Source organism: Streptomyces sp. NBRC 110028 (genome assembly GCF_001417735.1).
GTDB lineage: Bacteria > Actinomycetota > Actinomycetes > Streptomycetales > Streptomycetaceae > Streptomyces.
In genome coordinates this window covers 92,481-119,467 of sequence record NZ_BBUZ01000032.1, presented here as the reverse complement: position 1 = coordinate 119,467, position 26,987 = coordinate 92,481, and the positions used below count along the sequence as shown (strand labels likewise).

Annotated in this window: 17 protein-coding genes; 1 reads left to right on the top strand and 16 read right to left on the bottom strand. The window is 71.5% G+C overall.

What is annotated here, in order from left to right; all coding sequences use genetic code 11:
* Positions 1-56 precede the first annotated feature (56 nt).
* Complete coding sequence (locus tag ASC60_RS24780; protein ID WP_055554593.1) at positions 57-950, top strand: bacteriocin fulvocin C-related protein; 894 nt, start codon at positions 57-59, stop codon at positions 948-950.
* Between the two features lie 116 nt (positions 951-1,066).
* Here ASC60_RS24780 and ASC60_RS24775 read toward each other — a convergent pair whose 3' ends face one another.
* The 16 genes from ASC60_RS24775 to ASC60_RS24700 form a co-directional block, all read right to left on the bottom strand.
* The gene (locus ASC60_RS24775) at positions 1,067-1,948 is read right to left on the bottom strand and encodes a peptidoglycan-binding protein (protein WP_055554592.1); all 882 of its coding nucleotides are present in this window, start codon (positions 1,946-1,948) and stop codon (positions 1,067-1,069) included.
* 85 nt (positions 1,949-2,033) lie between these two features.
* The gene (locus ASC60_RS24770; RefSeq protein WP_079038586.1) at positions 2,034-3,521 is read right to left on the bottom strand and encodes a DUF6519 domain-containing protein; all 1,488 of its coding nucleotides are present in this window, start codon (positions 3,519-3,521) and stop codon (positions 2,034-2,036) included.
* A gap of 64 nt (positions 3,522-3,585) precedes the next feature.
* Entirely contained in the window at positions 3,586-5,754 is a 2,169-nt protein-coding gene (locus ASC60_RS24765) for a hypothetical protein (protein ID WP_055554590.1), read from the bottom strand.
* On the bottom strand, positions 5,751-9,563 hold the full coding sequence (locus ASC60_RS24760; protein ID WP_055554588.1) for a putative baseplate assembly protein: 3,813 nt from the start codon (positions 9,561-9,563) through the stop codon (positions 5,751-5,753). Before ASC60_RS24760 ends, ASC60_RS24765 begins: the two co-directional genes overlap by 4 nt.
* Positions 9,560-12,751 (bottom strand): putative baseplate assembly protein, encoded by a 3,192-nt coding sequence (locus ASC60_RS24755; protein WP_055554586.1) that lies wholly within the window; start codon positions 12,749-12,751, stop codon positions 9,560-9,562. The genes ASC60_RS24760 and ASC60_RS24755 overlap by 4 nt, the downstream gene beginning before the upstream one ends.
* Positions 12,748-13,131 (bottom strand): GPW/gp25 family protein, encoded by a 384-nt coding sequence (locus ASC60_RS24750; protein ID WP_055554584.1) that lies wholly within the window; start codon positions 13,129-13,131, stop codon positions 12,748-12,750. Before ASC60_RS24750 ends, ASC60_RS24755 begins: the two co-directional genes overlap by 4 nt.
* Positions 13,128-13,475, bottom strand: coding sequence for a hypothetical protein (locus ASC60_RS24745; protein WP_055554583.1), 348 nt, complete (start codon positions 13,473-13,475; stop codon positions 13,128-13,130). Before ASC60_RS24745 ends, ASC60_RS24750 begins: the two co-directional genes overlap by 4 nt.
* A 35-nt stretch (positions 13,476-13,510) precedes the next feature.
* The gene (locus ASC60_RS24740; protein WP_055554581.1) at positions 13,511-14,044 is read right to left on the bottom strand and encodes a phage baseplate assembly protein V; all 534 of its coding nucleotides are present in this window, start codon (positions 14,042-14,044) and stop codon (positions 13,511-13,513) included.
* Between the two features lie 30 nt (positions 14,045-14,074).
* Entirely contained in the window at positions 14,075-15,214 is a 1,140-nt protein-coding gene (locus tag ASC60_RS24735) for a hypothetical protein (RefSeq protein ID WP_055554579.1), read from the bottom strand.
* Positions 15,204-15,599: a hypothetical protein gene (locus ASC60_RS24730; protein WP_055554577.1), complete on the bottom strand. Its 396-nt coding sequence runs from the start codon at positions 15,597-15,599 to the stop codon at positions 15,204-15,206. Before ASC60_RS24730 ends, ASC60_RS24735 begins: the two co-directional genes overlap by 11 nt.
* A 6-nt stretch (positions 15,600-15,605) precedes the next feature.
* Positions 15,606-16,292: a hypothetical protein gene (locus tag ASC60_RS24725; RefSeq protein ID WP_055554575.1), complete on the bottom strand. Its 687-nt coding sequence runs from the start codon at positions 16,290-16,292 to the stop codon at positions 15,606-15,608.
* On the bottom strand, positions 16,289-16,825 hold the full coding sequence (locus ASC60_RS24720; RefSeq protein ID WP_159043305.1) for a hypothetical protein: 537 nt from the start codon (positions 16,823-16,825) through the stop codon (positions 16,289-16,291). The genes ASC60_RS24725 and ASC60_RS24720 overlap by 4 nt, the downstream gene beginning before the upstream one ends.
* 153 nt (positions 16,826-16,978) lie before the next feature.
* The gene (locus tag ASC60_RS24715) at positions 16,979-23,611 is read right to left on the bottom strand and encodes a DUF4157 domain-containing protein (RefSeq protein WP_079038585.1); all 6,633 of its coding nucleotides are present in this window, start codon (positions 23,609-23,611) and stop codon (positions 16,979-16,981) included.
* Entirely contained in the window at positions 23,608-23,931 is a 324-nt protein-coding gene (locus ASC60_RS24710) for a hypothetical protein (protein WP_055554572.1), read from the bottom strand. The genes ASC60_RS24715 and ASC60_RS24710 overlap by 4 nt, the downstream gene beginning before the upstream one ends.
* A complete protein-coding gene (locus ASC60_RS24705; RefSeq protein WP_055554571.1) occupies positions 23,922-25,964 on the bottom strand; it encodes an ATP-binding protein in 2,043 nt (680 codons plus the stop codon). The genes ASC60_RS24710 and ASC60_RS24705 overlap by 10 nt, the downstream gene beginning before the upstream one ends.
* A gap of 36 nt (positions 25,965-26,000) precedes the next feature.
* Entirely contained in the window at positions 26,001-26,981 is a 981-nt protein-coding gene (locus tag ASC60_RS24700) for a DUF4255 domain-containing protein (protein WP_055554569.1), read from the bottom strand.
* Positions 26,982-26,987: the final 6 nt, after the last annotated feature.

The window sequence follows — 26,987 nt, the reverse complement described above, 5'->3', positions numbered from 1 at the left end:
TCCCCTGCCGGCACGTGGCCTGTTTGCCCTCTTGCCGGCCGGTGTGCGCGTGGCAAATGTGGCGGAGAGGCCGCGACGTCGCGGTCGCACGCGCCTGCGCCAACAAGCTGACGGTGCTGCCACTGACCCATCCGGATGTCGAAGACTGGCGGCACGAGGCACTCGGCCGCGAGGCCGCCTGGGCTCCGACACTGCTGCGCGTCAACGGCGGTGCCGTACGCGCCTGGACCGGGGCCCACATGACGTTACCGCTCCTGCGCCGCCTGGGGCCTCGCTCCACGGTGAGGGTGCTGCAGTCCCTGGGGCAGTTGCGTCATCAGTACAACGGACATCCCCTGGACCGGGACGCCATGGGCCGTAAGCAGTTCCTGCGGGTGGGCGCCGGAGCGGCCGTAGCCGTGGGGCTGGTCTTCATGGGCAGGACGCCCGCCCTGGCGGAACAGGCCCACGGATGGGCGGAGGACAACAAGGACCGCCTCCCGAAGACGTACACGGCGATCATCGCCTATCCGATGACCTACCGGCGGGCCATCCACGCACGGCTTTCCCCGCCGGAGGCGAGCAGGGTCTGGCAGGAACACCTGAGCCACTACCGGGCGACTCATGCCGGTCTGTCCGCCGAACAGATCAGCGCACTCGACAGGCTCGGCGCCGAAGTCGCCAACCCCTCGATCTTCGATCGCGGGAACGGGCCGTACCAACCCCCGCAGCGCCTCAAGGACGCGACGATCGAGGCCTTCGGCCAGGAGGAAACCCGCGCGATCGTCTCGGTCCTCGGACCGGTGGACGCCGACAGCGCCGCCGCCGGGCCGCTCTCGGGGTGCGCCTGCCACCAAGAGGACGGCTGCTGCGGGCTCGGCTACCACTGCCGCCCAGGGAACTGCCAGACGTCTTCGAGCGGCTGCGGATGGTGGTACGGGCAGACCTGCGACGGTCTCTGCTACGACTAGGTCGTGTCGTCCGGGCCAAGGCCGGCCGCAACGGCGGGAACGTATCGCCGAGGGCACTTCGGGGAGCGGGCGTCGGTGCGCGGCGGGGGCCGCGCACCGGCCCGGTCGGTGGTGCTCTAGACGTTCGGGACGCGCAGCTTGTCCCAGCTCTTCTTGCCCGGGACGCCGTCGGCGGCATCGCCGGAGTAGCCCAGCTTCCGCTGCCAGGCCGCGTACGACTTCTTGTCGGCGGCCGTCCACTCCGGGCCCGGGCCCACTTCGTAGCGGCCGCAGCCCTCGGCCACCAGCCGCTTGCCCATCGCCGTGATGATCTTGCTCTCGCGGCCGGCGCGGAAGAAGTCGGCGCCCGGGAAGGGCTCGTACGTCGCCGGGGGCTTCGGCTTGGGCTCGGTCGGGCCGTCCGGCTTGTTGCCGAGGCGCTTGCCGATGCGGGTGCGCATGGAGCTCATCGTGAAGCCCCGGGGGTCCACCTTGCCCGGCTGCCACTCCAGGTGGCCGATCACGGACCGCTCGCTCCAGCCGTGGGCGCGGCAGATGGCGGCGGACACCTTTTCGATCGCCAGCTTCTGCGCCTCCGGCCACGGATCGTCGCCGTCGCCGAGGTTGACGCATTCGAAGCCGTAGAAGCGGGCGTTGCCGTCCTTGTCGGCCTCGTTGTCGGTCGGCAGCTTGGTTTCGTTGATCACCGCGTTCAGGACGTCGTTGTCGCCGAGGCCCGCGTGGTTGGCGCGGCCGTGGCCGACGAGGTGGATCTCGCCCTTCTTGTCGATGACGCCGTGGCACAGCGGTCCCGGCAGCGACGCGTGGCCCTCGTAACAGAGTTCGACCGAGCTCGCGGTGCCCGAGGTCACGGTGTGGTGGATCATGACGCCGTTCACCGGGCCCCAGGGGCCCTTGGAGTTGCGGTTGTGTGAGCGCCAGTTGCGGTATTCGTGGACGGTCAGGCCCTCGTCGCGCAGGACCTTCAGGAGTCTGTCGGCGCTCAGGGGTGTTGCCATAATGAGGTGCTCCTTCGGTGTTACTGGTATCCGTCATGTACGGATGCCGTCATGACATGACTCAGTTGGGTCGGTGTCCGGCGCGTCAACTACCGTCGTCCGCCGCCGGGACCGGGGCGGCCAGGGGCGCGAACGTCATCCGCAGGTCGGACACCTCACCCTCGCCGAACACCCATCCGAGGGGCGCGTAGTGCAGCTGGATTCCGTCCGGGGCCCGCAGCAGCGGCTTGTGGGCCGCGTCGACCGGCCACTCCACCGCGCCGGTGGCCGTACGGGCCGGCACCAGCCAGTGGTCGCCGGTCCGGTAGGTGCCGCCGGGCGCGAAGTACACCTCGACGCCGTCCTCCAGCGGCAGCCAGCGGCCCTCCTCGACCGGGACGGCGCCGTGCCGGAGCCTCGCGGTGGCCGCGCCGCCGCCCTTGCGCGGGCGCCGGGACGCGTCCCGCTGGTCCCAGCGGCGCAGGTACGGATGCAGGTCCGGGCGGCGCCCGACGCCCGGCTCGGGCTCGCCGGAGAGCCGTACCCGACGGCCCGGCAGGTCGACCTCCTCCACCCGCAGCAACGGCAGCGGCTCACCACGGCTGATGGTGGCGGTGTCCACGAAGTCGACCCGGTCACCCACGTTCAGGCCGAGCTTGCCGTCGCCGCCCAGCGACGCCAGCTCCACCCAGGTGCCGTCGAGTTCGTCGACCGGGAAGACCACGGAGCCGTTCTCCCGGGACCACTTGAAGGTGGCGCCCTTGGCGGGGCCACCGTCGTGGATCTCCACCCGGTAGAGCTGGTTCTCCGGGCCCCGGTAGCGGGCGTCCGGCGTGACCGTGCACGGGTCCTCGTCCGCGTGGTCGGGCCGCTCGCTGCGCGCGGCGAGCCGGGAGGCGGGCGCCCCGGCGGTGGCCGCCCACGTGGTGAACGCCTTGCGGACCAGGTCCCGCTGGTCCCCGGGCCCGTCCTCGATGTCGAGCTGTGAGCCCTCCAGCGGCAGCACCTGCCACACCACCTTGAGCCGGGCGGCGGTGTCCGGCATCGCCGGCCCGAGGGCCACCTCGCGCAACGCCGGGTCCTCGGCGGCGGTGACCGTGCGCTCCCACACCTTCAGGTAGGCCAGGTACGGGAACCGCGTGGGCAGCCGGTCGGCCGGGCGCTCCGGGTCGCGGTGGGCGTCCGGCTGGTCCCAGTACGTCCAGGTGGCGGGCGGCGCGGACGGCTCGCCGTCCGGGCCGGCCTCGTCTGCGGCGTTGCCGGTGCCCGGCGCTTCCGCCTCGTCGTCCACCGCCTCCTCGGGCCGCGGCCGGCTCGCGTCGCACAGGATGCCGTCGACGTAGTAGCGCCCGCCGCCGATGACGAGGTCGTCCAGCTCGCGGCTGCCGCCCTTGAAGTCGATCTTGAAGCCGGTGTTCCCGGCCGGGCCGCCGTGCTGCCCGATCAGGTCGGTGGCGAGCGTACGGGCCTGGCTGAGCTGGATCGCGGTCTGTTCGTTGGCGTCCGCGTCGAGCTGGACGCGGCCCTGCTGGGCGACGACCGCCGAGTAGTGCCGGTCGGGCCGGAAGGTGACGCGGGAGAGGTCTGCGTGCATCGGAAGGGGTCCCCCTCGATCAGGTTCGTGAAAGCTGCGGAGAAGGCGCTGCGGGTGCTCGGCGTCAGGTCACGTAGAGGACTCCCGCGTCGGTTCCGGCCGGTGTGTACTCGGCGAGGCGGGCACGCAGGCTGTCGGCGCGCTGTGGCTGGTAGAGGTCGTGGAAGGCGCCCATCTCGGCCCCGTCCTCCGCGCCCCGGCGGATCTCGTCGGCGCATCCGGTGGCCAACTGCCCGTACACCGGGGTCCCGTAGCGCTCGCCGCTGAAGTGCGGCCGCACCCGCCACGCCTCACCGGCGCCCACCAGGTCCGGCTGGCAGCGGTGGCGGCGCGGGGTGCGCGAACCCGGTGGGACGTAGGAGAAGCGCAGGCAGCCGATGCCGCGCCGGGCCACGTGCATCCGGCCGGTGAAGACGCTGTTCTCGCCCGACTGAACCGCGTGGGCGTGGACTTCGCCGATGACGGTGGTGCGGTGGGCGTGCAGCACGGCGTGTGCGTGGCGGCAGTCCGGGGCGGACAGGGCGGGGCGGTCGTGGCCGGTGGCGTCGAGGATGCTGTCGCGGATGTGGAGGCTGAGCGGGTCGGTGTGCACCTCGTCGCCCATGACCTCGATGGTGCCGAGGACGCTGCGCTCGATCTGCACACAGGCGGTGGTGCGCTCCAGGACCAGGCTGGGCTCGTCCGGGGAGCGCGGCTCGCACTCCGGCTCCAGGGACCAGCCGGGCACCAGGGTGCAGTGGCGCAGGACGACGGTGCCGACCGGGCCGGTGACATTGAGCCCGCGTCCGGCGATGAGCAGTCCGTCCAGCACGATGCGCGGGGCGTCGCGGCGTCCCGCGCACTCCTCCGGCGCCCGGATGTTGAGCGCGTCCGGCCGGTTGCTGTACCAGTCGAGCAGCCGGATCACGGGCCGTGTGCCCTCGGCGGCGCGCACCTGGAGCCGGTCGCCGGGGTCGAGGTCGAAGTCCAGTTGCTCCTGGTAGGCGCCGCTGTGCGTGATCTCGATGATGCCCTCGGGGCCGCATCGCCCGGCCCGGCGGTCGTTCTTCCACTGCTCGTAGGCGTCCATGATCCGCTGATGGCCGCATCCCGGGCCGACCCGGTAGATCCGGGCGTCCGGCGGGGTCGCGCGGTCCTCGCGCGCGTACTCGCCGCCGCCCAGGTCGTCGGCGAAGGCGTAGTGGTAGGTCACCCAGACGCCCTGCCGTGGCGCGGAGCGCGATCCGAAGGCGATCCGGCCGAGCACCGGGTCGATGGCCACCTGCCCGCGCTTCGGGCGGTAGCGCCAGTCGGTCAGGTCGGCCACGACGAGGTCGGACGGCGGTACGGGCTCCTGGTGTCCGTCGCGCCAGATGGCGAAGGACTTGCCCGGGCCGTAATAGTCGGCGAGCCGGTCCGCGAGCTGTCTGCGGCGGATGTACGCCGGGACGTTGTCGATGGCGGCGATGTGCGAGGCCGACGGTTCCGGCTCGGGCCGGGTCACCAGGGGTGTGTCGTTGCCGAGGATGGAGAAGGTGTACAGGTCGCGGGCCCGGTCGACGCAGTACGCGGGGGCCCGCGTCACCGGGTACGGCTTCAGCCGCCACACGAACAGGCCGACACCGGCCGGGGTGCAACCGCCCTGCCCGCGCCGGGAGTCGGCGCGCCGTACGTCCACCGAGCGGGCCACCGCGGAGAACGGGCCGCCCGCGAGGTCGAGTGCCGAGCCGTCCCTCAGGTCGGCGAGGCGTCCGCGGGCGAGCCTGCGGGCGTCGGTGTCCCCGTTGCCGGTCAGGAGCCTCACCGGCTGCTGGTGGGAGACGAGCCGGGACAGCTCCACGGCCCGTGCGGGCCATCCGGCGACCGACGCCGACAGCTCCTCCAGCAGCGCGAGGGTGCCCTTGCGGCGCCGGTGGCCGACCGTGGCGGCCACGTCCCGGCGCGGGGCCAGGGCCTCCGCGAGCCGCCGCCGGGAGGCGTCGGGGCGTCCGCCGTCGCGCAGGCCGGTGGCGAGCACCCGCTCGTAGCCGGGCAGCGGGCGGTAGCCGACCAGGTCGCCGAGGTAGGGCAGCACCCAGTCGGCGGCGGTCTCCACGAACCAGTCCTCGTATTGCCGCTCGACCCCGTCGCGTACGAGGTCGGCCTGCTCGGCGATGACCGCGAGCAGCGCGCGCAAGGGCTCGCCCGCCTCGGCGTCCCGGAGCCGATGCCACTGCGGGAGCAGCTCGGCGAGCCCGTCCGGCTCCCTGGTCATGATGTGACCTCCGTCAGAATCAGCGTGTCGGGGACGTCGGGCGTGAACAGCGCGAGCTGTGCGGGCCTGATGCCGCGGAAGACGAACACCGAACGGCCCTGGGGCAGGCGGGCGGTGTCGGTGATGCCGGGGTTGAGGCGCAGCAGTTCGGCGAGGGTGATGCCGCCCTGTGCCGCGATGTCGGTGAGCGTCTCGCCGTCGGACGCGGTGACGCGGTAGGTGTCCTCGGCGTAGGTGGCGGACCGGGCGGGGACGGTGGCGCTGGGTGTGGTGAGCTGTTCGGCGAGCCGGCTCAGCTCCTGCGGGGTGCTGGAGGCGGGGACGCCGGTGAAGGCGTCGACGTCGACGTAGTCCACGCCGGGCACGGACTGCGCGGTGGCCAGCACCTCCGACAGCCGGGCGGGTTGGCCCAGCTCCCGGCCCGGGTAGCCGAGTTTCGCCAGCAGCGCCGCGCGCACGCGCGGCTCGACGAGCGCCCAGGTGTGGTCGGGCGCCACTTTCACCCGCGCGGCGAGCAGGAGGAGCACGAGTTCGCGCGGCTCGACCCGGACCGGGAGCCGCGCGTCGCCGTACTCCGCGAGTGAGGCGCGCAGGGCGCGCAGCACCTCGGCGTCGTCGGCGATCGGCACGTCGTCCACTCCGGCGACCGTCACGTGCAGCACCTTGCGTCGCCCGTCGTGGAGTTCGGCGGCGTGGGCGCGGCCTATGCCCGCCCGGGAGCGGGCGAAGTCCTCGTAGTCCTGGACGGAGACGAGGCGGTCGAGCGCGGAGACCGCGAGCGGGATGGTGCGGCGGGTGAGGCCGGGGCCGTCGCCCACGGCTCCGCCGGTGGCGGGCTGGGGGTTGGTGACGGCGGTGACGCCGAGGGGGCGGGTGAGGGGCTGGGTGATGCGGTTGGCGGGGACGTTGGCCGCGCCGTGGGGGCCGCCGGTGCCGAAGCGGTAGCGGGCGCGGACGTTCTCGTGGCCGGTGGGGAGGCGGGCGCCGTGGACGCCGTCGCCGAAGGTCACCGTCGTACGCCCGTCCGCGGCGGTCCCGATGACGTAGATCCGCTCACGCGGCCCGCGCCCGGCGAGACTGTCGGCCCGGTGCCAGAGCAGCCCGTCGACGCGGATTTCGAGGGCCGGGGTCGCGCCCAGCGGATTGCCGGCGGGCAGCCAGGTCAGCGGGGACTGCCAGAGCGCGAAGGTCTGGTGGGCGCGAGTGGCGTCGCCGCTGCCGATCGGCTCGTCGCGGCTCTCGCCGTGGGTGGCGGGGACGACGTTGCCCAGCACGCGGACGGTGTCGCGGCGGTAGCGGTGGCCGAGGTCGGCGGTGAGCGTGAGGACCGTGTGGACGTGGTCGCCGGGCAGGTCGGGGTCGACGCGCTGTTCGACGCCCGCGACGACCGCGAGTTCGGTGCCGCGGACGGCGGCGGAGCCCGGGAGGTCGGTGCGCTCGCCGGAGACGACGACGCGGCGGCCGGGACGCAGCCCCTGATACAGCTCGGCCAGTTCGAGTTCGTTGCCGTGCACGTCCTCGCCGAGCGGTTCGTCGGCGAGGCGGAGCGGTTCGCCGCCCGCGTGGACGGTGGTGTCGCGGATCGCGGAGAGGACGACGTCGTGTTCGTCCAGCCAGGGATCGGCGAGGGTGAGTTCGGTGCCGCGGCCGGTGATGCCGTAGGTGGTGTACGCGGCGGTGCGCACGGCGGTGACGCGGGTGGTGACGAAGGCCAGCTTCTCGTCGCCGGGCACCCCGCCCTCCGCTCCCTTGCGGGGGCGCTCGATGGCGACCCAGCTGCCGACGGTGATGCCGCTCAGGACGGAGTCGAGCGCCAGGACGTAGCGGTCGGCGGGTTCGGGGACGGTCGCGATGCCGATCTCGACGGCCGGTGGCTCGCTGCCCGGGGTGTAGCGGATGGTCAGTTCGTACCGGCCGAGGGGGACCTGCTTCTGCTCGCCGCGCGCGAGCCGCCACTGCGGGGACTCGCCGCCCTCCACCTCCACCGCGATGTGCACCCGGCCGTCCTCGGCGGGGCGGGAGACGAACAGGGTGTACGCGGGCAGGCCGGGCAGGAGCCTGGCGGTGACACCGGGCTCCTGGGTGTCGACGGGGCGGCGGCTCAGCCAGCTCAGGTCGTGGTCCTGGCCGGTGCGGGTGGACAGTTCGATCCGGCCGGGCGGGAGGTCGAACGTCGCGTTCTGTGGCAGGTTCTCACCGCGTTGCACCGAGGTGCCGGTCTCGGTGTGCTGGAACTCGGCCTTCACCGGCACCTTGCCCGCCGTGTCGTACACGACGCGCATGCTGGTCAGCGCGCCGCCGGTGAGCGGCCAGTCGACCTGCCGGATGACGCGGCCGCGGTCGTCCTGCACGGCCTTCAGCGGCGCGGTCGCGCCGAAGGGCGCGGCGGTCACGCGCATCGCCAGCAGTTCGCGGAGCAGCGTGGTGGCCTGCTGGGGCGGGGCGGCCTGCCGCCAGGCGGCGTACAGCCCGGTCCGAAGGCGCGGGTCGAGGGCGGCCAGGAGCTGCGGGGCGAGGTCGGAACCGGGCGCGAGGAGACGCCCGGCGGGCCCGGCCCCGGCCGCTCCTGCCGGGGGCCGTACGACGCTCGTGCGCAGGGCGGGGAGTACGGCGCCGAGCGCGCGCAGGGCGGCCGGGGCCCGGGGGCCGGTCTCCTCCGGACGGTCGTGGGTGAGCTGCGAGCGCGGGCCGACCTGGGCGGGCTGTGCGGTGTCCAGTTCCCCGGCACGCTCGGCCAGTTCGCCGATCACCGCCTCCAGCCGCTCGAACCAGGCCGCGACCTCCTCGTACGGGGCGGCCAGCGCCTGCGCCTCCGCCAGCCGGGCGTGCGGTTCGGCGAGCCGCCGGGCGAGCTGGCCGGGGCGGGTGATGTCGTCGAGGTCGGCGCGGAGGGGGCCGAGGACCTGGGCGTCGAACTCCTCGATCAGCCGGCTGACGGGGCGGGGGTTCGGATGGTCGGGGGTGGGTTCGGGGTCACCGGTGTCCGGGTCCGGCTCCGGTGGGGTGATCCACTGCCGGAGTTCGTCCACCAGCTCCTTGAAGGAGGCGGGCGGGGACTGCGGCAGCCCGATGGCCGTCACCTCCTCGTCCCGGTCGATGCGGATCCGGGAGACCGGCAGCAGCAGGCGCTGTCCGTCGGTGCCTTCGCCGGAGCCGGTGAAGACGAAGAGGAGCTGGTCGCCAGTGGCCAGGCCGGTGGAGGTCCCGGCGACGAGCAGTTCGGAGCGCTGCTTCAGGTCGTCGGGGGTCAGCAGGGCGGGGCGGCGGCGCCGGACCGCCAGCTCGTTCCAGGACCAGTGGGCGGTCAGGTCCTCGTCGGTCTCGAAGGTGTGCGACTCCTCGTCGGAGGCGGCGGGCACGCTGTGGCTGATGGCGCCGCGCGGGATCGTGACAAGGACGTCCTCGGCGCGCGGGTCGCGGTCCACGGTGTACGCGAGGTGGGTGTCGGCGGCGACGCCCGGGCGCGGCACATGTCCGACGAGGCGGCCGAGCAGCGCGAGTGAGCGGTCGTCGGCGGCCGTGCGCAGATACCCCTCGTCGGCGATCCGCTCGGAGTGGAAGGTCAGCAGGTCACTGAGGACGGCCCAGGCGTCGAGCAGTCCGACGGCCGGGTCGTCCGGGGTGCGGACCGTCAGGTCGCGCAGCGCGGGGTAGGCGGGCGAGGCAAGCCGGTCGAGCATGGCGGCGAGGAACGAGCCGTACTCCCCCACCCGGTAGTCCAGGGCGGCGCGGCCGGGCGGGTTGTAGAGGGCGCCGGGGGCGCGGCGCTCGTCGTGGCCGCCGCAGCCGCAGGCGCAGCCGGCGCTCATCGCGCACCTCCGTCGTTCCGTCCGTCGTTCAGGGTGATCTCGATGCGGCCGCGTTCCGGCCGGTCGGGGTCGTTGTCGCATTGGGCGACCTCCAGCGGGCCGAGCCGCAGCACGCCTGCCTCCCTCTCTCCGTCGTCGGGGTGGAACATCCGCCGCAGCCGGGTGACCGCCACGCTCTCGACACCGGGTACGGCCGCGGCGACGGCCACCAGGCGGCTGAGGCGGACCGGTTCGCCGAAGGTGAGCGCGTCGGGGTGGAAGAAGCCGAGCCGTCCACCGGGCAGCGGGCGGCTGCCGAGCACCCGGTACAGCTCGGCCAGGATCTGCCCGTGCTGGTGGCCGGGCGCGGCGCACACCTCGACGGCGATGTCCAGCGGTACGGGGTGGGCGGGCCCGACGACCAGGTCGTGCCCGATCCGGCGGTACCGCTCCAGGGCGTGCGCGACGGAGTCGAGCAGGGCTTGCCGCGGTGCGCCGGTCCCGTGCGCGTCGATGGCGATGTGTGCTTCCCCGGTGCTTCCGGTCCAGCGGATCTCGGCCGCGGCCCGCTGTACGCCGGGGAGTTCGGTGGCGAGCGCCGCGTAGTCCTCGGCGGTGATGGCCCGCAGCCGGGTCCGCTTGAGGTCCAGCGGGGCGAGCTGGCGTACCTGCTCGACGGCCTCGGGTCCGGTGCCGCCGACGGCGGGCAGCGGATTGCGCACCTTGGCCACCGGCATCGGCTCTCCGGTGGCCGCCTCGTCGGGGTCGTCCGGATCGCGGGCGAGGACGAGGTGGTTGATGGCCTCCGCGCCGACATTGCCCGCGGTGCCGCCGCCGAGCCGGTAGTGGAGACGCAGCCGGGCCCCCGGGGCCGGCCCGGCGCCGTGGCGGCCGTCGCCGAAGCGCAGCGCGATCCGCCCGTCGTCCCGCAGCTCGCCGACGAAGTGGCGGTCGCGGGGGCCGGATGCGAGCAGATCCCGGCGCGGGGTCCAGGTGTCGTGCCCGTCTTCGACGCGTACGGCGGGCAGCGCGGCCCGGGGGTCGGGGGTGAGCGCGGCGGCGGGGCCGTGCAGCACCGGATCGTCCGGGTGCAGCCCGTGTGCGTACGCCCGGCCCCAGCTGTGGCTGATCTCCCAGGCGATGTGCGGGCCGAGGACCGTGCCCGCCCCGGCGCGTGCGGTCAGCACGGCGAGGCGGCGCCGCTTCGCGGCGAGCAACTGGTCCGAGCGGTGCAGCAGTTCACGGAGCGCGCGCACCGGGTGGCGGGCCAGTTCCAGCCGTTCCAGCAGACGCGGCCCGAACAGCACGGTCAGCTCGCCCGTCTCGTCGTCCGAGAGCCCGTCGTGGTCGCGGGCGCCGCGCCACAGCTCCAGCAGACGGTGCCCGACCCGGTCCGGGATGGCGGCCAGCCGCTCGGCCTGGCCCGCCGCGATGTGGCGCGGGTCGGGGAACGGCACGGTCTGGGCGACGGGCGAGCGCTGGAGCACCGGCCGGAAGCGGGGTGCGATGCCCGGGTAGAGGCCCTGCGCGAGCAGCGTCCTGAGCGCCTCGGCCTGGGCGTACGCGGTGCCGGGCACGACCCGCTCCCGGCGCTGCCCGGCACGCTCCAGGCCGAGCCCGGCCCGTTCGGTCCGGTCCTGGCCGACGACGGTGAACAGTGCGGTCACGTCAGCGGCGGTGAGCTGCCCGCCGTGGCGGGTCTGGTCCAGGAGGGAGCCGATGAGCCGGGCGGGTTCGTTGCCCGCGTCCTCGTCGAAGCAGCCGAAGGCGGGCGGCGCACAGGACCCGGCGACGGGCGGAACGGGAGGGACGGCGACCGTATCGGGCAGGCCCGGCTCGCACCCCCAGGTCAGCGAGCGGCCGTGGTCGGCCGGGGCCACGTTGCCGCGCGCCACGGTCACGTCCTCGACGAGGGCGCACTCCGTACCGGCGCGGGTGGCCAGGCAGAGCGGGAACGGCAGCGCGTCCGCCTCGGCCCAGGTGACCTCCAGCACCGGCTGCTGCGCCAGCCGGTCGACGGCGGGGGTGACGGAGGTGAGGCGTACGGCGTGCCGGTGGGCCGGGTCGGCGTCGCCGGGGATGCCGGAGCGGGGGCCGCGAACCTCCTCGAAGAGCAGCAGATCGCCGGGGCTCAGGTCGAGGGCCCGCTCCTGGCAGCCGTCGTCGGTCCACTCGTCGCGTAACGTCGCGGCGCTCGCGCCCCTGGGCAGCGAGCAGACCTCTCCGCCCCAGGTCCACAGCCGGATCGCGTTGTGCGCGGGCCGCAGCCGCAGGGGCCGGTCCGACACCGGTTCGAAGACCTCCACCGTGCCGCGCTCGTCCAGCACGGCGAGGTCGCGGTCGTCGATGACGGTACCGATCTCGGGCCGGTCGCGGGGCGCGAGCGTACGGACGTCGACGGCGGCGAAGCGGTACGTGCCCGGGCGCAGCGTCAGCCGCTCGGCGGCTTCGACGGCGACGTACGCGCGGGCGGCGCAGCCGTCGTGCATCGGGTAGTCGATGAGCCTCACGTGGCGGCGTACGGAGACGCGACGGCGGGCGGTGTCGAGATAGGCCTCGGTGGCGACGGCGTCCTGGTGGTAGCTGATCTGATCGGCGGTGTGGGCGAGGAGTTCGGCCAGGGTGGTGCCGAGGTCGGCGGCGTTGCGCTCGATCCATTCGGGGGTGGTGAGGCGGAGCCGGTCGAGGACCACCGCGCGGAGGGTGTCGTAGTCGCGGGCGGTGTAGTCGATGACGGGGGCGGGCCGATAGGTGGCCGGGCCGTCGTCCTCCCCCTCCTTACAGTCGAAGGGGGTGGGGCAGTCGGGCCTGAAACGGAACTCGGCGCGGTAGTAGCGCTGGTCGAAGCCGGGGAAGGGTTCGTCGCCGGGGCGGCCGTACGGGTCGGTTTCGACGAGGGAAAGCGTGTACGGCGACGTATCCCCGGCCCGATCGACGGTGACGTACAGCTTGTCGTCGAGCTCGGGGTCCTCCTCCCGCTCGACGGAGATGTCATCGACGGTGATATCGGTGATCCGCCGCCCGCCGTCGATGCGCACGTTCTCGGGGGCCAGGCCGTGGGGGGCCTTGCCGAGGAAGGAGACGGTGAGGGTGAGGCCGTCGTCGGCCACTTCGACGGCGTCGACGCCGTTGAGGTGGGCGGCGCGGACGCGGTGACGCCGGGTGGGAGTGTGCGGGGTGTGCTGGGTGTGCGGGGTGTGCGGGGTCATGCCGCTCCCCTCCCCTCGAACACCTCGTCGCGGAGGCTCGCGGTGGAGCGCACCACGTACCGCAGATGGACGCGCACGACGTTCTCCTCGCTCACCACGCCCAGCGCCTCCACGTCGATCAGCTCGCCGAGCCAGCGCTGGAGCGCGGCCTGGACGGAGAGTTCGAGGGCCGAGGCCAGCTCGGGGCTGTTGGGCGTGAACACCAGGTCCAGCAGCCCGCATCCGAAGTCGGGCCGCATGACGCGCTCGCCGGGGCTGGTGAACAGCAGTTGCTCGATCAGGTCCCGTAGGTGGTCGTCGTAGTCCGCGTGCGCGGTGCGCCCGCGTCGATCGATCCTGAACGGGAACGCGATGTCCGTACGCGATGTTCGTGCCCTCACTGGCACACCACTCCTTGTCGTCCCTGTCCTGTGGCGGCCACGACCGGCGGGCCCTGGGGAACCATGGCCGCCGTGAAGCACTGCGCGGCGGTGGTGTCGAGCAGCACGGGTGCGCCATCGACCAGCACGCCGTCGCGGTCCGGGATCCACCGGACGGTGGTGCACGGCACGGGCAGCCCGTCGACGGTGTGCGGGCAATCGATGACGGCGAAGGCGTCGGCCGCGCCCGGCACGGGCTGCCCGTCGAGGAGCACCCCGGAGGACGGAACGGACACCGGACGCGCCCGTCCGCCGTGGGGGCAGCTGATGGTGGTGGTGTGGCTGACGAGATTGCCGGATGGCACTGCGGTCCCTCCCCGTTTGCGCTGGTGCTCCGCGCTTATCGCTTCTTGGGCACGGTCAGCCGGCCCTGGTTGATGTCGACCTGGTCTCCGCGGAGCGACACGGACGCCCCCTGGCCGTTGTCGATGTGCACTCCGGTGGCGTCGATCCTCAGCGACGCGCCACCGGGCGCCTGGAGGAGAATCCCCTCGGCGGGCACGTCGGACATCACGAACTTGTGCTTGCCGGGCGTCTGGATGACGACGGGGTGGGCGGTCGCGGGGTCGGGCCGCGCGTCCTCCGGCAGCTGCTCCCGCGCCCCGAACCAGCACCCGGTCCAGATGGGGAAGCTCGGATCTCCCTGCTCGAACTCCACCCACACCCCCGCCCCGACGGACGGCACGACGTACTGCCCGGCGGGGCGCCCCTGATCCCCGGCGAAGGGGAAGCACGGCATGGCCCACGTGCTGGGCTCGTCACCGAGCACGTCCGGCACGTCGGCGGTGATCCTGCCGATGCCGAGCGGATCCTGGTTGTCGCGGACCCGTCCCCGGAACTTGCCGAGGAAGCGGTTGTTGGGCGCAACGGCCATGTGGTGGTCCTGATCCTTCCTGGCGGGGACTCACGGTCGAACGGTGCTGCTGCGGGCGACCAGTCCTTCGCGGGAGATCGTGAAGTTCTGCTGGAACGACCCGGGGCGGATGGTGTGGGTGACGGACTTGACGTAGTACTCGCCGTCGTACGTCTTGCCGGCGCCCCGCACGCCGACCAGCTGGCGCGGCTGGAGGATGTACCCGTGCCGGTTGACGTCCAGCGACCCGGACCCGGAGATCGCGTCCGCGGAGGTCGCCGCCCGCGCCATCGCCTCGGCCTCGGCCTGCCCCCGGTCCATCTTGGCCGTCCCCGAGAGCGTCTTGCGTTTCAGCGCGGGTGTGGGCCGTTTGCCGAGGGGCGGGCGGAGGGGGCTGATATCGGGCTGCGGGAGGAGCGTGGAGTCCCGGGTCCTGGGGTCTTGGACCCGGGCCTGTGGTTCCTCCCGTGCGGTGCCGTCGTAGGCGAAGGTGAGCTGGTCGACGGTGGAGTTGACGTCCATGTTGACGTTGAGCGCGTGCTGCGGCCGGCCGATGCGCCGCTCGGGCCCCCAGTAGGCGAGGGAGCGCTCGGGGGTCGGCCCGGGTTCGAGGTAGAACGTGAACCCGTTGGCGCGGGCGAGTTCGTTCAGGTATTGGAGGTCGGTGCCGGTCTGGTAGTCCACGCGCTGCTGGACGTTGGGGGTCTGCGGGATCTTCTCGTCGATGATGTGGGTGCGGATCCCGTAGTCCTTGTACTTCTGAAGGATCCGCTCGACGCGTCTGGCGGGGCGGAGGCCGGGGTACCGGTCGGTCCGCTCCTCGAGGTCCATCAGCAGGGTGAGGTCCTCGCCGGTGACGGTGAGAGTGGTCTGCCCCGGCTGGTTGCTGGCCCCGACCTCCTGCCGCACGATCAGGCCGTCGAGCAGCACGATGGGGGTGCCCTTGACGGCCGCCGTCATGATCACCCTGGTCCGGGGGTCGAAGAACCCCTCGGGCAGCAGGCGATCGATGATCGCGCCCTTCTTGGTCAGGTCGAAGGCGATCTGAAAGCCGCTCCGCTCCCCCGCGGTCATGGTGATCTGCGCGGAGAGCAGCGCCTCGGTCACCTCGGGCGGTACGGGGCGGGTGAGCTGGGGCCCCATTCTGAGTTCCAGGTGGATGGGCCCCTGCCCCACGGGCTCATCGGCCATGGCCACCTCCGGGGAATCCGCCCGGCAGCGGAATCTCTATCTCTCGGCCGGGCTCGGCGGTCAGCTCCCGGGGGTCGAGGGTGGGGTTGACGTCGGCGATCCGCCACCACTGGCCGGGGTCTCCGAGGTACCGCTGGGCGAGCTGGTCCGGCCGCTCGCCGCTGCCGACGGTGTGCGGCACTGTCTCATCCTCGGCTTCGGCTTCGGCTTCGGCTTTGGCTTCGGCGAGGGGTGGCAGCAACCGGCGCTTGACGTACCGCACTTCGGTCCCGTCGGGCTGGGTGTGCACCCCGATCTCGGCGTCGTGATACCGGCTGGTGCGGGGGTACGGGTGCGACCCCGGTACCCCGTCCAGCGCGCTCTCGTACGGTTGAATCCCGGCCATCTGCCTCTACACCCTCCCCAGCCCGATGTCCCCGTTGCTGAGCCCCAACGCGCTCAGCGCCCCTCCGCGCGCTGCTGCGGCCAGCCGCTCCTTCTGGGCAAGGTGCGCGAGGTACAACTCCGCGCCTCGGTGCCCCGGGGGGAGGTCGCTGACGGTCAGCACCTTGAGGCCGATGCTGAGCGAGGCCCGTATGGGGTTGAGGTTCACGTCGAAGGCCGACTCGTTGATCGACAGCTCGGTGATGCGGACCGGCATGACGCGCTTGCTCCCCCAGGTGAAGAGGGTCAGCGGCATCTCGATGGGGGTGATCTCGATGGTCCCCTTCTTCGACAGCCGCGAAGCCTCGCGTAACTTGGCCGTGGTGGGCTGCACGAGCATTTCCAGCACGGCGAGCTGCGGATGAATCCCGTCGGGTGCCGCCACCTCGAACTGATCGGTCGCGTCGATCTCGGCGGTGAACTTCCACGTCTCCTGGGCGGGGCCCTTGAGTCTGAGGGCCTCGTTCCTGTCCCCGCTTCCACTGCCCCCTCCGCCGCTGTCGGCCTGGTCGCCGGCGGATTGGGGGGCGAGAGAGCGCTCCAGGGTGTCGGGGTTGAACTGCAGCACGATGATGCGTTGGGGGGTGCCGCGGTCGGGGTCGACGATGACGATGCCGGAGCGGATGGGTTTGGGGATGTCGGCGTAGCGGGTCACAGGCGGGCCTCCAGCCTCTGCCGCAGGGGCTCATAGTCGTATTCCGGGAATTGCTCTGGAAATTTCTCCAGCATGACATTGAGGCCGACGGCGGTGGTGTGCATTTCTGTCGTGTTGAGGTCGACATCCGCGAAGAGATACTGCCAACCGCAGGTACCCTTGGTCACGAGTACGGCGTCGAGGTATGCAAGGTAATCCAGGTCCAGCCGTTCCAGTCGGTGAAGCCCTGCGTCGTAGAACCAAATCTCATGCTGATCACTTGCTGTCACATACATTCCGGTCACACTGCCTGATCCGCTGTGCGGTTCACTGTCGATGACCTTGAGAGCCCCCAACTTCGCATAGTCGGACACGGGAAGAGTCGGGTCATCGGGAGGGAATTCGTCACCAGTAAAGCTCTTGTGGAGATGCACGAGGCAGAACTCCCCCACGATGAGCGGGCCCTCCACCGAACGCCAAATGGCATGAATCTCGTCAGCGCCGAGAAACAAGCGATCGACCCCATCCAGAGGGAACCCCAACACACGTGACATCTCACGAGCCGCACTCCCTGCATCCGCGCGGACCCCGGAAAGAGGTGAGATACTGTGATTCCCCAAGCGAAAAAGTGGACTATCGGACAAGTCTTGCACGGAGGCGGCGACCCTGACCTCATAAGAAGGATTATCAGACATTTCAAGAGCCCCTCAGTTTCGAGAATTTTCAAACGGAGCGTCCCACAGGATATCTCGCTTCCGAGCACGAATCTTTTTCATGATGCGCACGATGTTCGCCAGTTTGAAGGAATCCTTCAGATTCTTGTTTTTTTGCAGATCAAACATGAACCCCTCTACATCTTTCGGATTATGGAAGACCTGGCGAGGAATGGGCACCTTGCCGTTCTCAGAGTCACGGGTATAGCGCGCACCATCACCCGTGAGCCCTGCCAGATACCTGGCCGCCCTTTCCGTCAGCGTCTCTTTGCCGAGGAAGTTCCTTATCGTCTCCGCGCCCGCACTATTAATCGGCAGTTTTCCGTGTTCGGCAGGATCCGGCTTGGGTATACTCGACTGAGAATACGTATCTTTCGCGCCTTCATCTTTGTCCCAGTCACGAGGGGACCGACCCGTCCCCTTCTTGTGCGTATACGTTCCGTAGGACGACTTGATATAGCTCGGGAACCCCGGGAAGTCGGCATAACCGAACTGCGCCTCCGACTCGTACCAAATCATTCTTTCCGTATCTGGCACGTCCTCGTAGGCATCTCCTTCGATCTCTCGGTAAAAGGTGAGATTGGTCTGCTGACTCCTGGCGGGCACCAGATTTTTTCCGCCCGCCGACCCCCCTAGAGCTTCCGGCAGAAGATGCATACGCACCCAGGCGGTTCCCTTTGTCATTTGCTTGTGCAGGACGTACTGCCAACCGAGCGGTTGACCATCTTCTGCCAAGTTCGGCTTCTCGCCCGTACCCTTGACCACCTTACTGAGAAACTCCCCCTCGGTCTTCTTTCGAGAGATGTTCGGGACACCATTCATATAGTCAGCGACCGTGGCGGGAATTGGGTCTTCCGCGCGCTTGGTTATTTGAGGGTCCGGGAGCTTCTGCTCCTCCAGGTAGTCCGTCCTCGCTTTCGAGTCAGGGAATCCGTCGATCACCTTATCCGGAGGGTTCAGCCTCGCGTGGTCCTCAAAATGACCGCGACCACCGCGCCGCTCCAGAGAGGCAAGCCGATACCACCGTCGTAGGACTAAAAGGGTGCCGCGGTGAAGTGCCTGCGCAACTCCAGGCCGTAGCAGCTTCTTTAGGATCGCCCGGATTCGCTCCACTGCGTTGTTCAGCCTCTTCTGCTTGGCGCCCCCAGAATTTTCGTCCTTCTTCTGCTTGCCCTTCTCCGGCTTGGACTTCGGCCTGCCCGGGCCGCTCTTGTCGGGGTGGGGCTTGCGCTTGTTGGGGCCCTTCTTGTTCGGCCGCCTGCCGGGGCCGTCCTTGTCGGGTTCGGGCTTTCGGGGACCCGGCTTATCGCCGCCCTTGTCCGGCTTGGGCTTCTTGCCGTCGCCTTCCTTGGGCCTGGTGGGCTTGTCGCCGTCCTTGTCGGGCTTGGGCTTCTTCGGGTCCTCCTGGCCGGGCTTGGTGGGGTCCTGGTCCTTGGGGTCCTTGGTCGAGGGCTTGTCGTCGTTCTTCGGCCGGTCCTCGGGGCCCTTGTCGTTCTTGGGGCTGCCCGGGGATTTGTCGTCCTTGGGGTTGGGCTCGGTGTGCGGCTCGGGCTTCGGCTTGTCCGGGGGTTCCGGCTTCGGCTTGGGTTTCGGGGATGGGGTTGGGCGGGTGTCCGGGTGATCTTCCTCGGGCTTGGGTTTGCCGTTCTTGTCCTTCGTGGTGGGGGCCGGGGTCTTGGTGTCGTGTGTGGGCTTGGGCCTGCCGGGGGTTTCGGGCCCGGGTTTGGCTGGGGAGTGCGATTGCGTTGTGGGGCTCTTGGGAGGAGCCTCGGTACCCGGCTTCGGCTTCGTGGTCGTTGGCGTTGATGTCGGGCGCGTCGTCGTTTTCGGTGCGGTCGGCTGCTCGGGCCTCTCGTCGGGCTTCGGCTTGCCGCCCCGGCCACCCGCGCCCTCCCCGTCCGCACCGCCCTTCCCTCCCGCGCCGCCCTTGCCACCCTTCCCCTGACCCAGCTTCGCGGCGATGGCCTTGAAGCGCCGGCCCACCTTCGCGACGTACTTGCCGATGCCGGACAGCAACGCCTGGTAGGCCAGTTCCAGGAGCGCCACGATGCCCGCCGCGACGGCCTTCGCGAAGAGGAGGCCCGCGCCGCCCATGCGGACGAGCTTCAGCCAGTCGAGGACCGCGCCCATCGCGCGCAGGATGGCGCCGAGCGAGCCGATGGCCGTGCGGATGGCGTCGATGACGGCCATCACCCAGCCGGCTCCCGGGATCAGCTTGGCGATGACCTTCGTGATGACGATCTCGCCGATGATGAAGGGGAGTTGGGGGACGATCGCGTCCCAGGTCTCCTTGACGATCTGCTCCAGGCTGAAGCCGCCCTTGAGCAGCCTGTCCAGGATGGCCTTGGGGACGCCGATGATCTCTTGGATCTTGGACTGGAACCACTCCTTGACGGCCGACTTGACCTCGCGGAAGAGGTGGTTCTTCGCCCCGTCCACCGCCGAGTTCTTGGCACCGCTCAGCCAGCCCCCGGGGTCGGAGAGGAAGTCGACCGCGATGAGCATGAAGTCACCGAGCGCGCCCAGCAGTTTGGAGGCGAAGTCCAGGACCTGTTTGACCGCGTCCACAACGGCCTTGACCACGTCGAGCAGAGCCTTCTTCAGGACGTCCAAGATGCTGCTCAGCAGCTTGCCGAGGGCGTTCAACAAGTCGGTGATGGCCTGCTTGAGCATGGTGGCGAGTTTGTTGACGAGGGCGATCGCCGCCTCGATGAGTCCCGTGATGAAATTGCGGATGCGCTTGGCCAGGTCGATGACGGCCCGGACCATCGCCTTGGCGAACTCGATCAGGTCGTTGATGAAGTTCTTGATCGCGTCAACGATGGCCTTGCGGGCGTCGTTGATCCAGCGCTCGACCGTGTCCTTGAAGTTCTTGATGAAGCCGACGACCGCGTCACGTGCTTCCCTGATGACGCGGACGATCGCGTTCTTGATCTCGATGACCTTCTCTTTGATCCAGTCGAAGGCCTTGGTGACCCAGTTGCCCGAGTCGTTGACGCTGGCGTCGCGCTTCTTCTCGGCATCCCGCTCGGCCCGGTCGCCCCTGTCCCGGATCTTCTTGTCGCTGTCGTCCTTCTCCTTGTCGACGTCCTTGTCGGTCTTCTCTTCTTTGTCCTTGACGTCCTTGCGGATCTTCTCGTGGCGTTCGGTCTTCTTGTCGCCGAGGGACTTAAGTTCCTTGTCCTGCTCCGTGCGCCAGTCCGCGCGCTTGGCGGTGACCTCTGTCATCGCTTTCTGGCGCTCGCTCGCCTGGCTCTTGGTGTTGGTCGCGATCTCCGCGTTGACCTGCTGCTTGTGCTTCTGCTGACCGTTCCGGAAGTCGCGGTCCTTGGCCTTTCGGCCCTCGGACATGCTCTTCTGGCCGTCGGAGAACGCGGCCTGGAACTGCGGTCCGCGTTCGTGCTCCGCCACTTCCGAGGCGGCCTCGGGCGGGACCGCGCCGGTCGCCGCACCGCCCTGCGGCGCACCGCCGCCCCCGCCACCCCGCCGGCCGGGGACCTTCGCCTCCATCTGCTCCTTGGGAGCGTCGGGATAGACTTGGTCCTCGCCCATGCGACGGCCGGCATCGTCGCGACCCGCGGCGACGGTCTCCTGGCCCTTGGTGTCGACGGCCGAACCCTGCTCACCGGCCGTCTGGTCGGCGGCGCCCTGCATCTGTACGCCCGGTGCGTTACCTGCCTGGGCCTGCTTCAGCGCCTCGTCCCTGGTCGGCAGTCCGGCGAACTTGGCGGCCAGCTCCTGCGCGTCCACCTTGAAACCGACCCAGCTCAGGAGCTTGCCGACGCCGAAGCCCAGGGCCATTTTGAACGTGTCCCAGCCGCCGGGCTCCTCGGCCTTCTCCGCCTCGATCTGGCCCTCGGGCTCCTTGGCGCCCGTGACCTTGGCGTCTTCCTTCTCCGGGGCCTCGGACTTCTGAGCCGGATCCTGCGAGTACTGGCCCGGGGCGTCCGTCTTCGGCTTGCCCTGGAGGGTCTGCGGGGCGCCCGCCGGGCGCTGCATCGACGGTGGGGCGGCGGCGAGGGCCTTGTGTTCGTCACCGACGGTGCGGTCCACCGAACCGCTCACGCCGGTCATGGCCTGGAGGGCCACGTGGGGCTTGAGTCTCGAGGCGGTGGACAGGCCCGCTTCCGGGGAGACCTGGGAGAGGTTGGGGGCCGGTGCGGAGCCCTTCTTCTTCCCCTTGGCCGAGGCGGACGCCTTGCCACCTCCGCCGCCTCCACCCGCGCCACCACCGCCGGGCGGTGTCTTGGGGGTCGGTGCCGACCTGGGCGTGGTGGGCTTCGCTCCCGACGCGGGCTTGGCCGCCGGTGTCTCCTTCGGTGGCGTGGGCGCGGGGGCGGCGCTCTTCGCGGGTGCCGGGGCGGACGGCGCCGGCTCGGCAGCCGGTGCCTCCGTACGCTCCGCCGGCATGCTGGGCTCGTTCCGCGCCCCGCTGCTCGCCCCGCCCGGCGTGTCCGCGTTGGACCCGCCGGTGACCTGGGTGTCCCGTGCGGGTGAGGGGGACTGTGCGTCGGCCGTCGGCTCGCTCTTGCCCGCGGGTGCCGCGTCCGTCTCCTTCTGCTCCTCCTTGGCCGCGGGCTCCTGCCCCGCTGCCTGACCGCCCGCCGCCTGCTGGGAGGCCTTCTCCTGCGCACCGCCGGTCCGGTCGCCTGCGGCAGGGGTGCCCTTCTCCTCTTTCGCGGCCTGTTCCCGTGCCTCGCTGCCGCCTTCGGACGTGCCCGTGGCCTGCTGCACGGTCAGCTGGGCGGCGACGGGCCCGTCCTTGGGGTCGGCTCCGCTCTTCGGGTCCCGTGTCGTGGCCGGTCCAGGCCGGCTCTCGGCCGTCTGTTCCAGGGCAAAACCGTCGGGACCGCCCTCTCCCTCCGGACCTTCGTCCGCCTCGGCCGACGGTCCGGTATCGGTGGCCGAGTCGGCGGCGTCCTCCTCGGGTTCGGCCTCCGCCGCCTCGTCCTCGGCGTCCTCCGCGTCCCGCTCGGCTTGCACCTTGTCGGCCTTGGTCACCGGAGGGGCCGGGAACGAGGGGACCGGTGGGGTGGCCGACGAGGCGGGGTCGAGCTTGTCCGCGGTGGGGACGCCGGACACATCGAGGTCCTGCTCCGGCAGGAAGTCCTCCGGCTGGAGCCTGATGTCCCAGGCGCTCTTCTCCTCGCCCCCGACATCGACTTCCGACTCGTTGCCTGAGCCGAAGGGATCCTCCTCGACCCGCTCCTCCGGGCCGTCGAGATCCTGCGCCCGTACGCCGTCGAGGGTGGAGACCGGGCCGGGCGGCTGGGTGTCCTGACCGGATGCCGTCGGCGAACCCGTGGGCTGCTTTTCCGACCCCCGCTTGTCCTCCTGTTTGAGCTGCCGGCCCGCCACGAGCGCGTCGACCGCGCCCGGACGGTTCCTGGCCGCCGACTCCTCCTCGCTCGGTGTCGCGACGCCCTGCTCGTCCCGCTCCTCCTTTCCTCCGCTCCCTTGCTCGTCCTTGTCGGAGCCCTCGGACCTCCCCTCGGAAGACGAGGAGGACTGCTGCTGGGACTGGGGTTGCGGCGCGGCGGCCGGTGCCGCCGAAGTGGCGGGGGCCGGTCCGCCGGGTTGCCCACCGGACGGAGAGTTCCCGTCCCTTCGCGCGCCGGCGCCGGTGCCCGGCTTCTGCTTCTGGTCCCCGGCCTGCCGTTTTGGCTGCGGTCCGTTCCGCGGCGTTCTGCCCGCGGCGCCCTCCTCGGTGGCCTGGTCTTCCTCCGGGCCCGGCGCCGGGGGGATCCGCCGCTCTTCCTCGCGCTTCTCTTCGGCCCTCCGCCGCTCGAACAGCAGCTCCTCGGCCTGATCCGGCTCCACTGTCGGCGCGTCCAGAGCTTCCCGCTCCAGGTTGCCGTCCGCCTCGACCTCGTCGACGAAGTCGAGCACCCGCTCGTGCTCCGAGCTGAGGAGCCTGGTCTCCAGGCGGTCGAGGACCGCGTCCCGCACCTCGTCGGAGATCCGCGCCAGTTGCATACGGGTGCGCTTCGAGTGGTCTTCCGGATCGCCGCGCAGGGAGCGGATGACGACGTTGGCGAGGCGGTCGACCAGGGTGGCCGGGTCGAGCTTCTCCATGCGGTTGCGGTCCGCGTCGACCGTGGCGTAGCGAAGCCAGCCCGGGGTGGCGGACTCCTGGGGTTCCAGGTGTGTTTCCGGCTGACCGTTACGTAGGAGTTCCTGCGCCGCGCCCTCCGCCTCGCGTTCGATGGATTGCTGCGGCAGGCTCACCGCGCCCAGGTCGCGGCCCGCGCGGAGGGCGCCCAGGCCGTGGGGGTTCTGGACGGTGTGCAGCAGCTCGTGGGCGAGGAGGCGCCGGCCGTCGGTGGTGCCGGGGTGGTAGGTGCCCTCGCGGAAGAAGATGTCCTGGCCGACCGCCACCGCGTCCGCGCCCAGCATCTCGGTGAGCTGACCGGCGTCGCGGTCGGTGTGCAGGCGGACCCGGCCGAAGTCGTGGCCGAGCGCTTCCTCCAGTTCGCGGCGGACACTGAGGTCGAGGGGCTGGCCCGCGCCGCTGACGATGGCCTTGGGCTCGGGCGTACGGGTGCCCGCGGCGCGCTCCTTGCGCTTGCGGCGCTTGGCGGACCGGGCGGTGCGGTCGTCCTGGGTGGCGGCCTGGTTCCTGCTCATCGCCTCGGCCTCCGTTTCTCCGCGGACGGCTCACCGCGCCCCGACAGGCCCGCGTGCACGGCTCGGGCCAGGGCCTCGCCGAGGCGGGCCGGGGAGGTGGTCCGGGGCAGCGGGGGCAGGCCGGAGAGGGTGTCCAGGGCCGCGCCGTCGCCGGAGGCGGCCAGGGGGACGCCGCGGTCCCGCAGCAGGCGGGTCAGTTCGGAGTGGAAGGCCGCCGAGACCTGGTCGGGGTCCATGCGGGTGTCGAAGCCGTCCAGGACCAGTGCGCCGATGTCGACGCGGATCGCGGAGGTGCGCGGTGTCGTCTCGTTCAGACCCATCCGTGGACCTCCGAGGTCGTGAGCGAACGGTCCAGCTTCAGGTACTCCGTACGGGCCGCCGCCAGCATGTGGCGCATCTGGAGGCGGTCGCCCTCCTCCGCGGCGAGGAAGGCTCCGGAGAGGGCGATGTTGCGGATCGAGCCGCCCGCGACGGTGAGTTGGGCGAGGCGTTCCGCGTCGATGTCCTTCATGGGGGCCCGGGCGGGGAGGACGCGGCGCCAGATCTCGGCGCGTTCGGTCTCCCCGGGGAAGGGGAAGTCGACGACGAAGCGGATGCGGCGCATGAAGGCCGGGTCGAGGGCCTTCTTCATGTTGGTGGTGAGGATCGCCAGGCCCCGGTAGGCCTCCATCCGCATCAGCAGATAGCTGACCTCGAGGTTGGCGTAGCGGTCGTGGCTGTCCTTGACCTCGCTGCGCTTGCCGAAGAGGGCGTCCGCCTCGTCGAAGAGGAGCAGCGCGCCGCCGCGTTCGGCGGCGTCGAAGACCTTGCGGAGGTTCTTCTCGGTCTCGCCGATGTATTTGCTGACGACCTGGGAGAGATCGATGATGAACAGGTCCAGGCCCAGCTCCTTGGCCATCACCTCGGCGGCCAGTGTCTTGCCGGTGCCGGAGCCGCCCGCGAAGAGCGCGGTGACGCCGAGGCCGCGGCGCAGGGTCTCGGCGAAGCCCCACTCCTGGTGGACGGTGCCGCGCCGGCGTACGTGGGCGACGATCTCGCGCAGGATCCGCAGCTGCCGTTCGGCCAGCACCAGGTCGCCCCAGGCCGCCTCCGGTTCGATGCGGCGGCCCAGTTCGTCGAGGCCGATGCGGGCCTCGGTGAGCCCGGCGTGCCAGGCGAGTTCGGTGGCGTCCCGCTCGTCCTCGTCGGGGAGGTCGCGTCGTACGGACGCGGCGGCGGAGCGGATGACGTGCGGCGGCAGCTGGAACTGGGCGACCAGGGAGCGGAGGTGGGCCTCTTCGACCTCCGGTACGTCGGCGAAGGCGTCGGCCCAGAGGCCGTACTGCTCCTCGTCGCCGAGCCGGGGCACGGCGACCCGCTCGCCGCGTGGCCGGTCGGTCCGGCGCGGGTCCTGGCTGGAGACGACGAGGGGGACTGCGGCGGTGGCGAGGAACGCGTCGGTGGCGGCGGCCTGTTCGCGGTCCAGGTCACCGGCTTCGAGGAGCAGGGCGGCGGGCAGCAGGATCGCCTCCCGCTGCCAGAGGCGGGCGAGGCGGTCGCGTTCGGCGGGGTCGGTCGGGAGGTCATCGGCGGCCATCGCGTACAGGCCGAGCCCGGAGCGGTGGGCGGCGGCCGCGGCGATGTCGTGACGGCTGCGCAGGTCGGCGCCGACCAGCTCGACGCGGAGCGGGGCGTCGGGCCGGGACTCGGCCCATCCGGCGGCGACGCGGCTCGCGGCACGGTCGTAGGAGGCGGTCAGCGCCCGGGGGGCGGGGGCGCGGCGCAGCAGGCCGTGCAGGCGGGCGTCGAGGTAGGGGGAGCCGGCGAGGAAGTGCAGGATGCGCTCGTCGAGGCGGAGCCGGGTGGTGGTCAGCCGGGTGTCGTCCTCCAGCTCCACGAGCCGCCAGCGGCGCAGCGGGGCGACGGGGGTGAGCGCGCTCCAGTGGGGCGCGGGGAGGGCGGCGAGGGCGAGGGAGAAGGTGGGGTACGTGCGCGCCGGATCGCCGCTCGCGGCCGCGCAGCGGGCGGCGGCGGTGGGCTCCAGCTCGGCGGCGGCGGCCAGCAGGACGACGTCGCGCTCGAAGGGGCTGAGGCTGAAGCAGGTGACGAGCGCGTCCAGGGTGGCGGGGGTGGGTGGCGCGGCGGGAGACGCCCCGTCGGGGGCCGGTACGGCGGGGGTGGCGTGCGGTGCGTCCGGGGTGCCCGTAGCGGTCGTCTCCCCGCCGCCTCCGGGCTCGTCGGTCCCGGCGGTGGCGCGGCGGGCGTGGGCGTCTACGTGGGCCAGGACGGCCCGGACGGCGGCGGCCAGCGCCGGGCCGTCGTCCACGGCGGCGTCCGCCGTGCCCGGCGCGCGGGTGTCGTGCGTCCGGCCCATGCCCTCCCCTGCCCCCGTCCCTCGTCGCACCGCGTCTCAGCTCTCCGTGCTGTCGGACGACCCGGCCGCGCTCGGTCCGTCCGAACCGCCCGACGCACCCGATGCGCCCGAGCCGCCCGAGCCGCTCTGCCCGCCGCCGCGCGGCCTGCCACGGCCGGTGGCCTTGCGCGTGCGGGCGGGTGAGGCGGCGGACTTGGCGCCGCCGGTCTTCGGTGCGGCACGCTTCTTCGCGGGCAGCCGGGCTCCGGCCTCGGCGGAGGTGTCCGCCCGGTCCTGGTCGGCGGCCGAGGCCTCGCCCTCCGTGGGCGCGGGCGGGCGGGGAGGGGCAGGGGGCCCGGCGGCCCCGTCAGCCGAGCCCGCCCCCGGCCCCGCCTCCTCCAGGGGGCCCGACGGCTCCGGCGCGCCCGGGGCACCGAACGGGACCACCCGCACCGTGTGCCGTTCCACCGGCTTCGCCGGGACCGGCTTCTCGCGGCCCTCGATCAGGACCAGCGCCCCCTGGTAGCAGACCGAGAGGCTGTACGGGGTCTGGTAGAGCATGCCCCAGAGCTTCGAGGTCTCGTCCACGTCCATCTGCGTGGGTGTGAAGCGCACTCGCTGCACCGACTCGGCCAGGTCGCTGCCCTCCAGATACGGGACCCGGGCCACCTCCTCGATGATTTCCCTCGGCAGGACGGGGATCTCGTGCAGCGTGCGCACCACGCACCCGATCAGGCGCTGCCCGACCAGCTCGGCCTCGTCCCCGTAGGCGCTGATCAGGTAGTTCAGGTCCATCGCCGCCGCCGGACGTTTGAGCAGCGTGCCGTCGGAGGCGCGGGTCGGCAGATCGGTGTGGCGCATGGAGGCGTTCGGTGTGACCTGGTAGAGGAAGACGTTGATCGTCGGATCGAGGGGCGGTTCGGCCGGGGGCTTCTTCGTATCGACCGTGACCGCCATGTCGATCTCGGGGCTCAGGTTGTTCGCGATCAGCAGCGCCAAGGCCTTGGTGACCGTCGCGAAGGCGAGTCCGTTGCTCATGTGTCG

Coding starts and splice junctions, on each gene's coding strand:
- ASC60_RS24780 (WP_055554593.1), top strand. CDS start 57: ATGTGGCGGAGAGGCCGCGACGTCGCGGTCGCACGCGCCTGCGCCAAC.
- ASC60_RS24775 (WP_055554592.1), bottom strand. CDS start 1,948: ATGGCAACACCCCTGAGCGCCGACAGACTCCTGAAGGTCCTGCGCGAC.
- ASC60_RS24770 (WP_079038586.1), bottom strand. CDS start 3,521: ATGCACGCAGACCTCTCCCGCGTCACCTTCCGGCCCGACCGGCACTAC.
- ASC60_RS24765 (WP_055554590.1), bottom strand. CDS start 5,754: ATGACCAGGGAGCCGGACGGGCTCGCCGAGCTGCTCCCGCAGTGGCAT.
- ASC60_RS24760 (WP_055554588.1), bottom strand. CDS start 9,563: ATGAGCGCCGGCTGCGCCTGCGGCTGCGGCGGCCACGACGAGCGCCGC.
- ASC60_RS24755 (WP_055554586.1), bottom strand. CDS start 12,751: ATGACCCCGCACACCCCGCACACCCAGCACACCCCGCACACTCCCACC.
- ASC60_RS24740 (WP_055554581.1), bottom strand. CDS start 14,044: ATGGCCGTTGCGCCCAACAACCGCTTCCTCGGCAAGTTCCGGGGACGG.
- ASC60_RS24735 (WP_055554579.1), bottom strand. CDS start 15,214: ATGGCCGATGAGCCCGTGGGGCAGGGGCCCATCCACCTGGAACTCAGA.
- ASC60_RS24730 (WP_055554577.1), bottom strand. CDS start 15,599: ATGGCCGGGATTCAACCGTACGAGAGCGCGCTGGACGGGGTACCGGGG.
- ASC60_RS24720 (WP_159043305.1), bottom strand. CDS start 16,825: ATGTCACGTGTGTTGGGGTTCCCTCTGGATGGGGTCGATCGCTTGTTT.
- ASC60_RS24715 (WP_079038585.1), bottom strand. CDS start 23,611: ATGAGCAGGAACCAGGCCGCCACCCAGGACGACCGCACCGCCCGGTCC.
- ASC60_RS24710 (WP_055554572.1), bottom strand. CDS start 23,931: ATGGGTCTGAACGAGACGACACCGCGCACCTCCGCGATCCGCGTCGAC.
- ASC60_RS24705 (WP_055554571.1), bottom strand. CDS start 25,964: ATGGGCCGGACGCACGACACCCGCGCGCCGGGCACGGCGGACGCCGCC.
- ASC60_RS24700 (WP_055554569.1), bottom strand. CDS start 26,981: ATGAGCAACGGACTCGCCTTCGCGACGGTCACCAAGGCCTTGGCGCTG.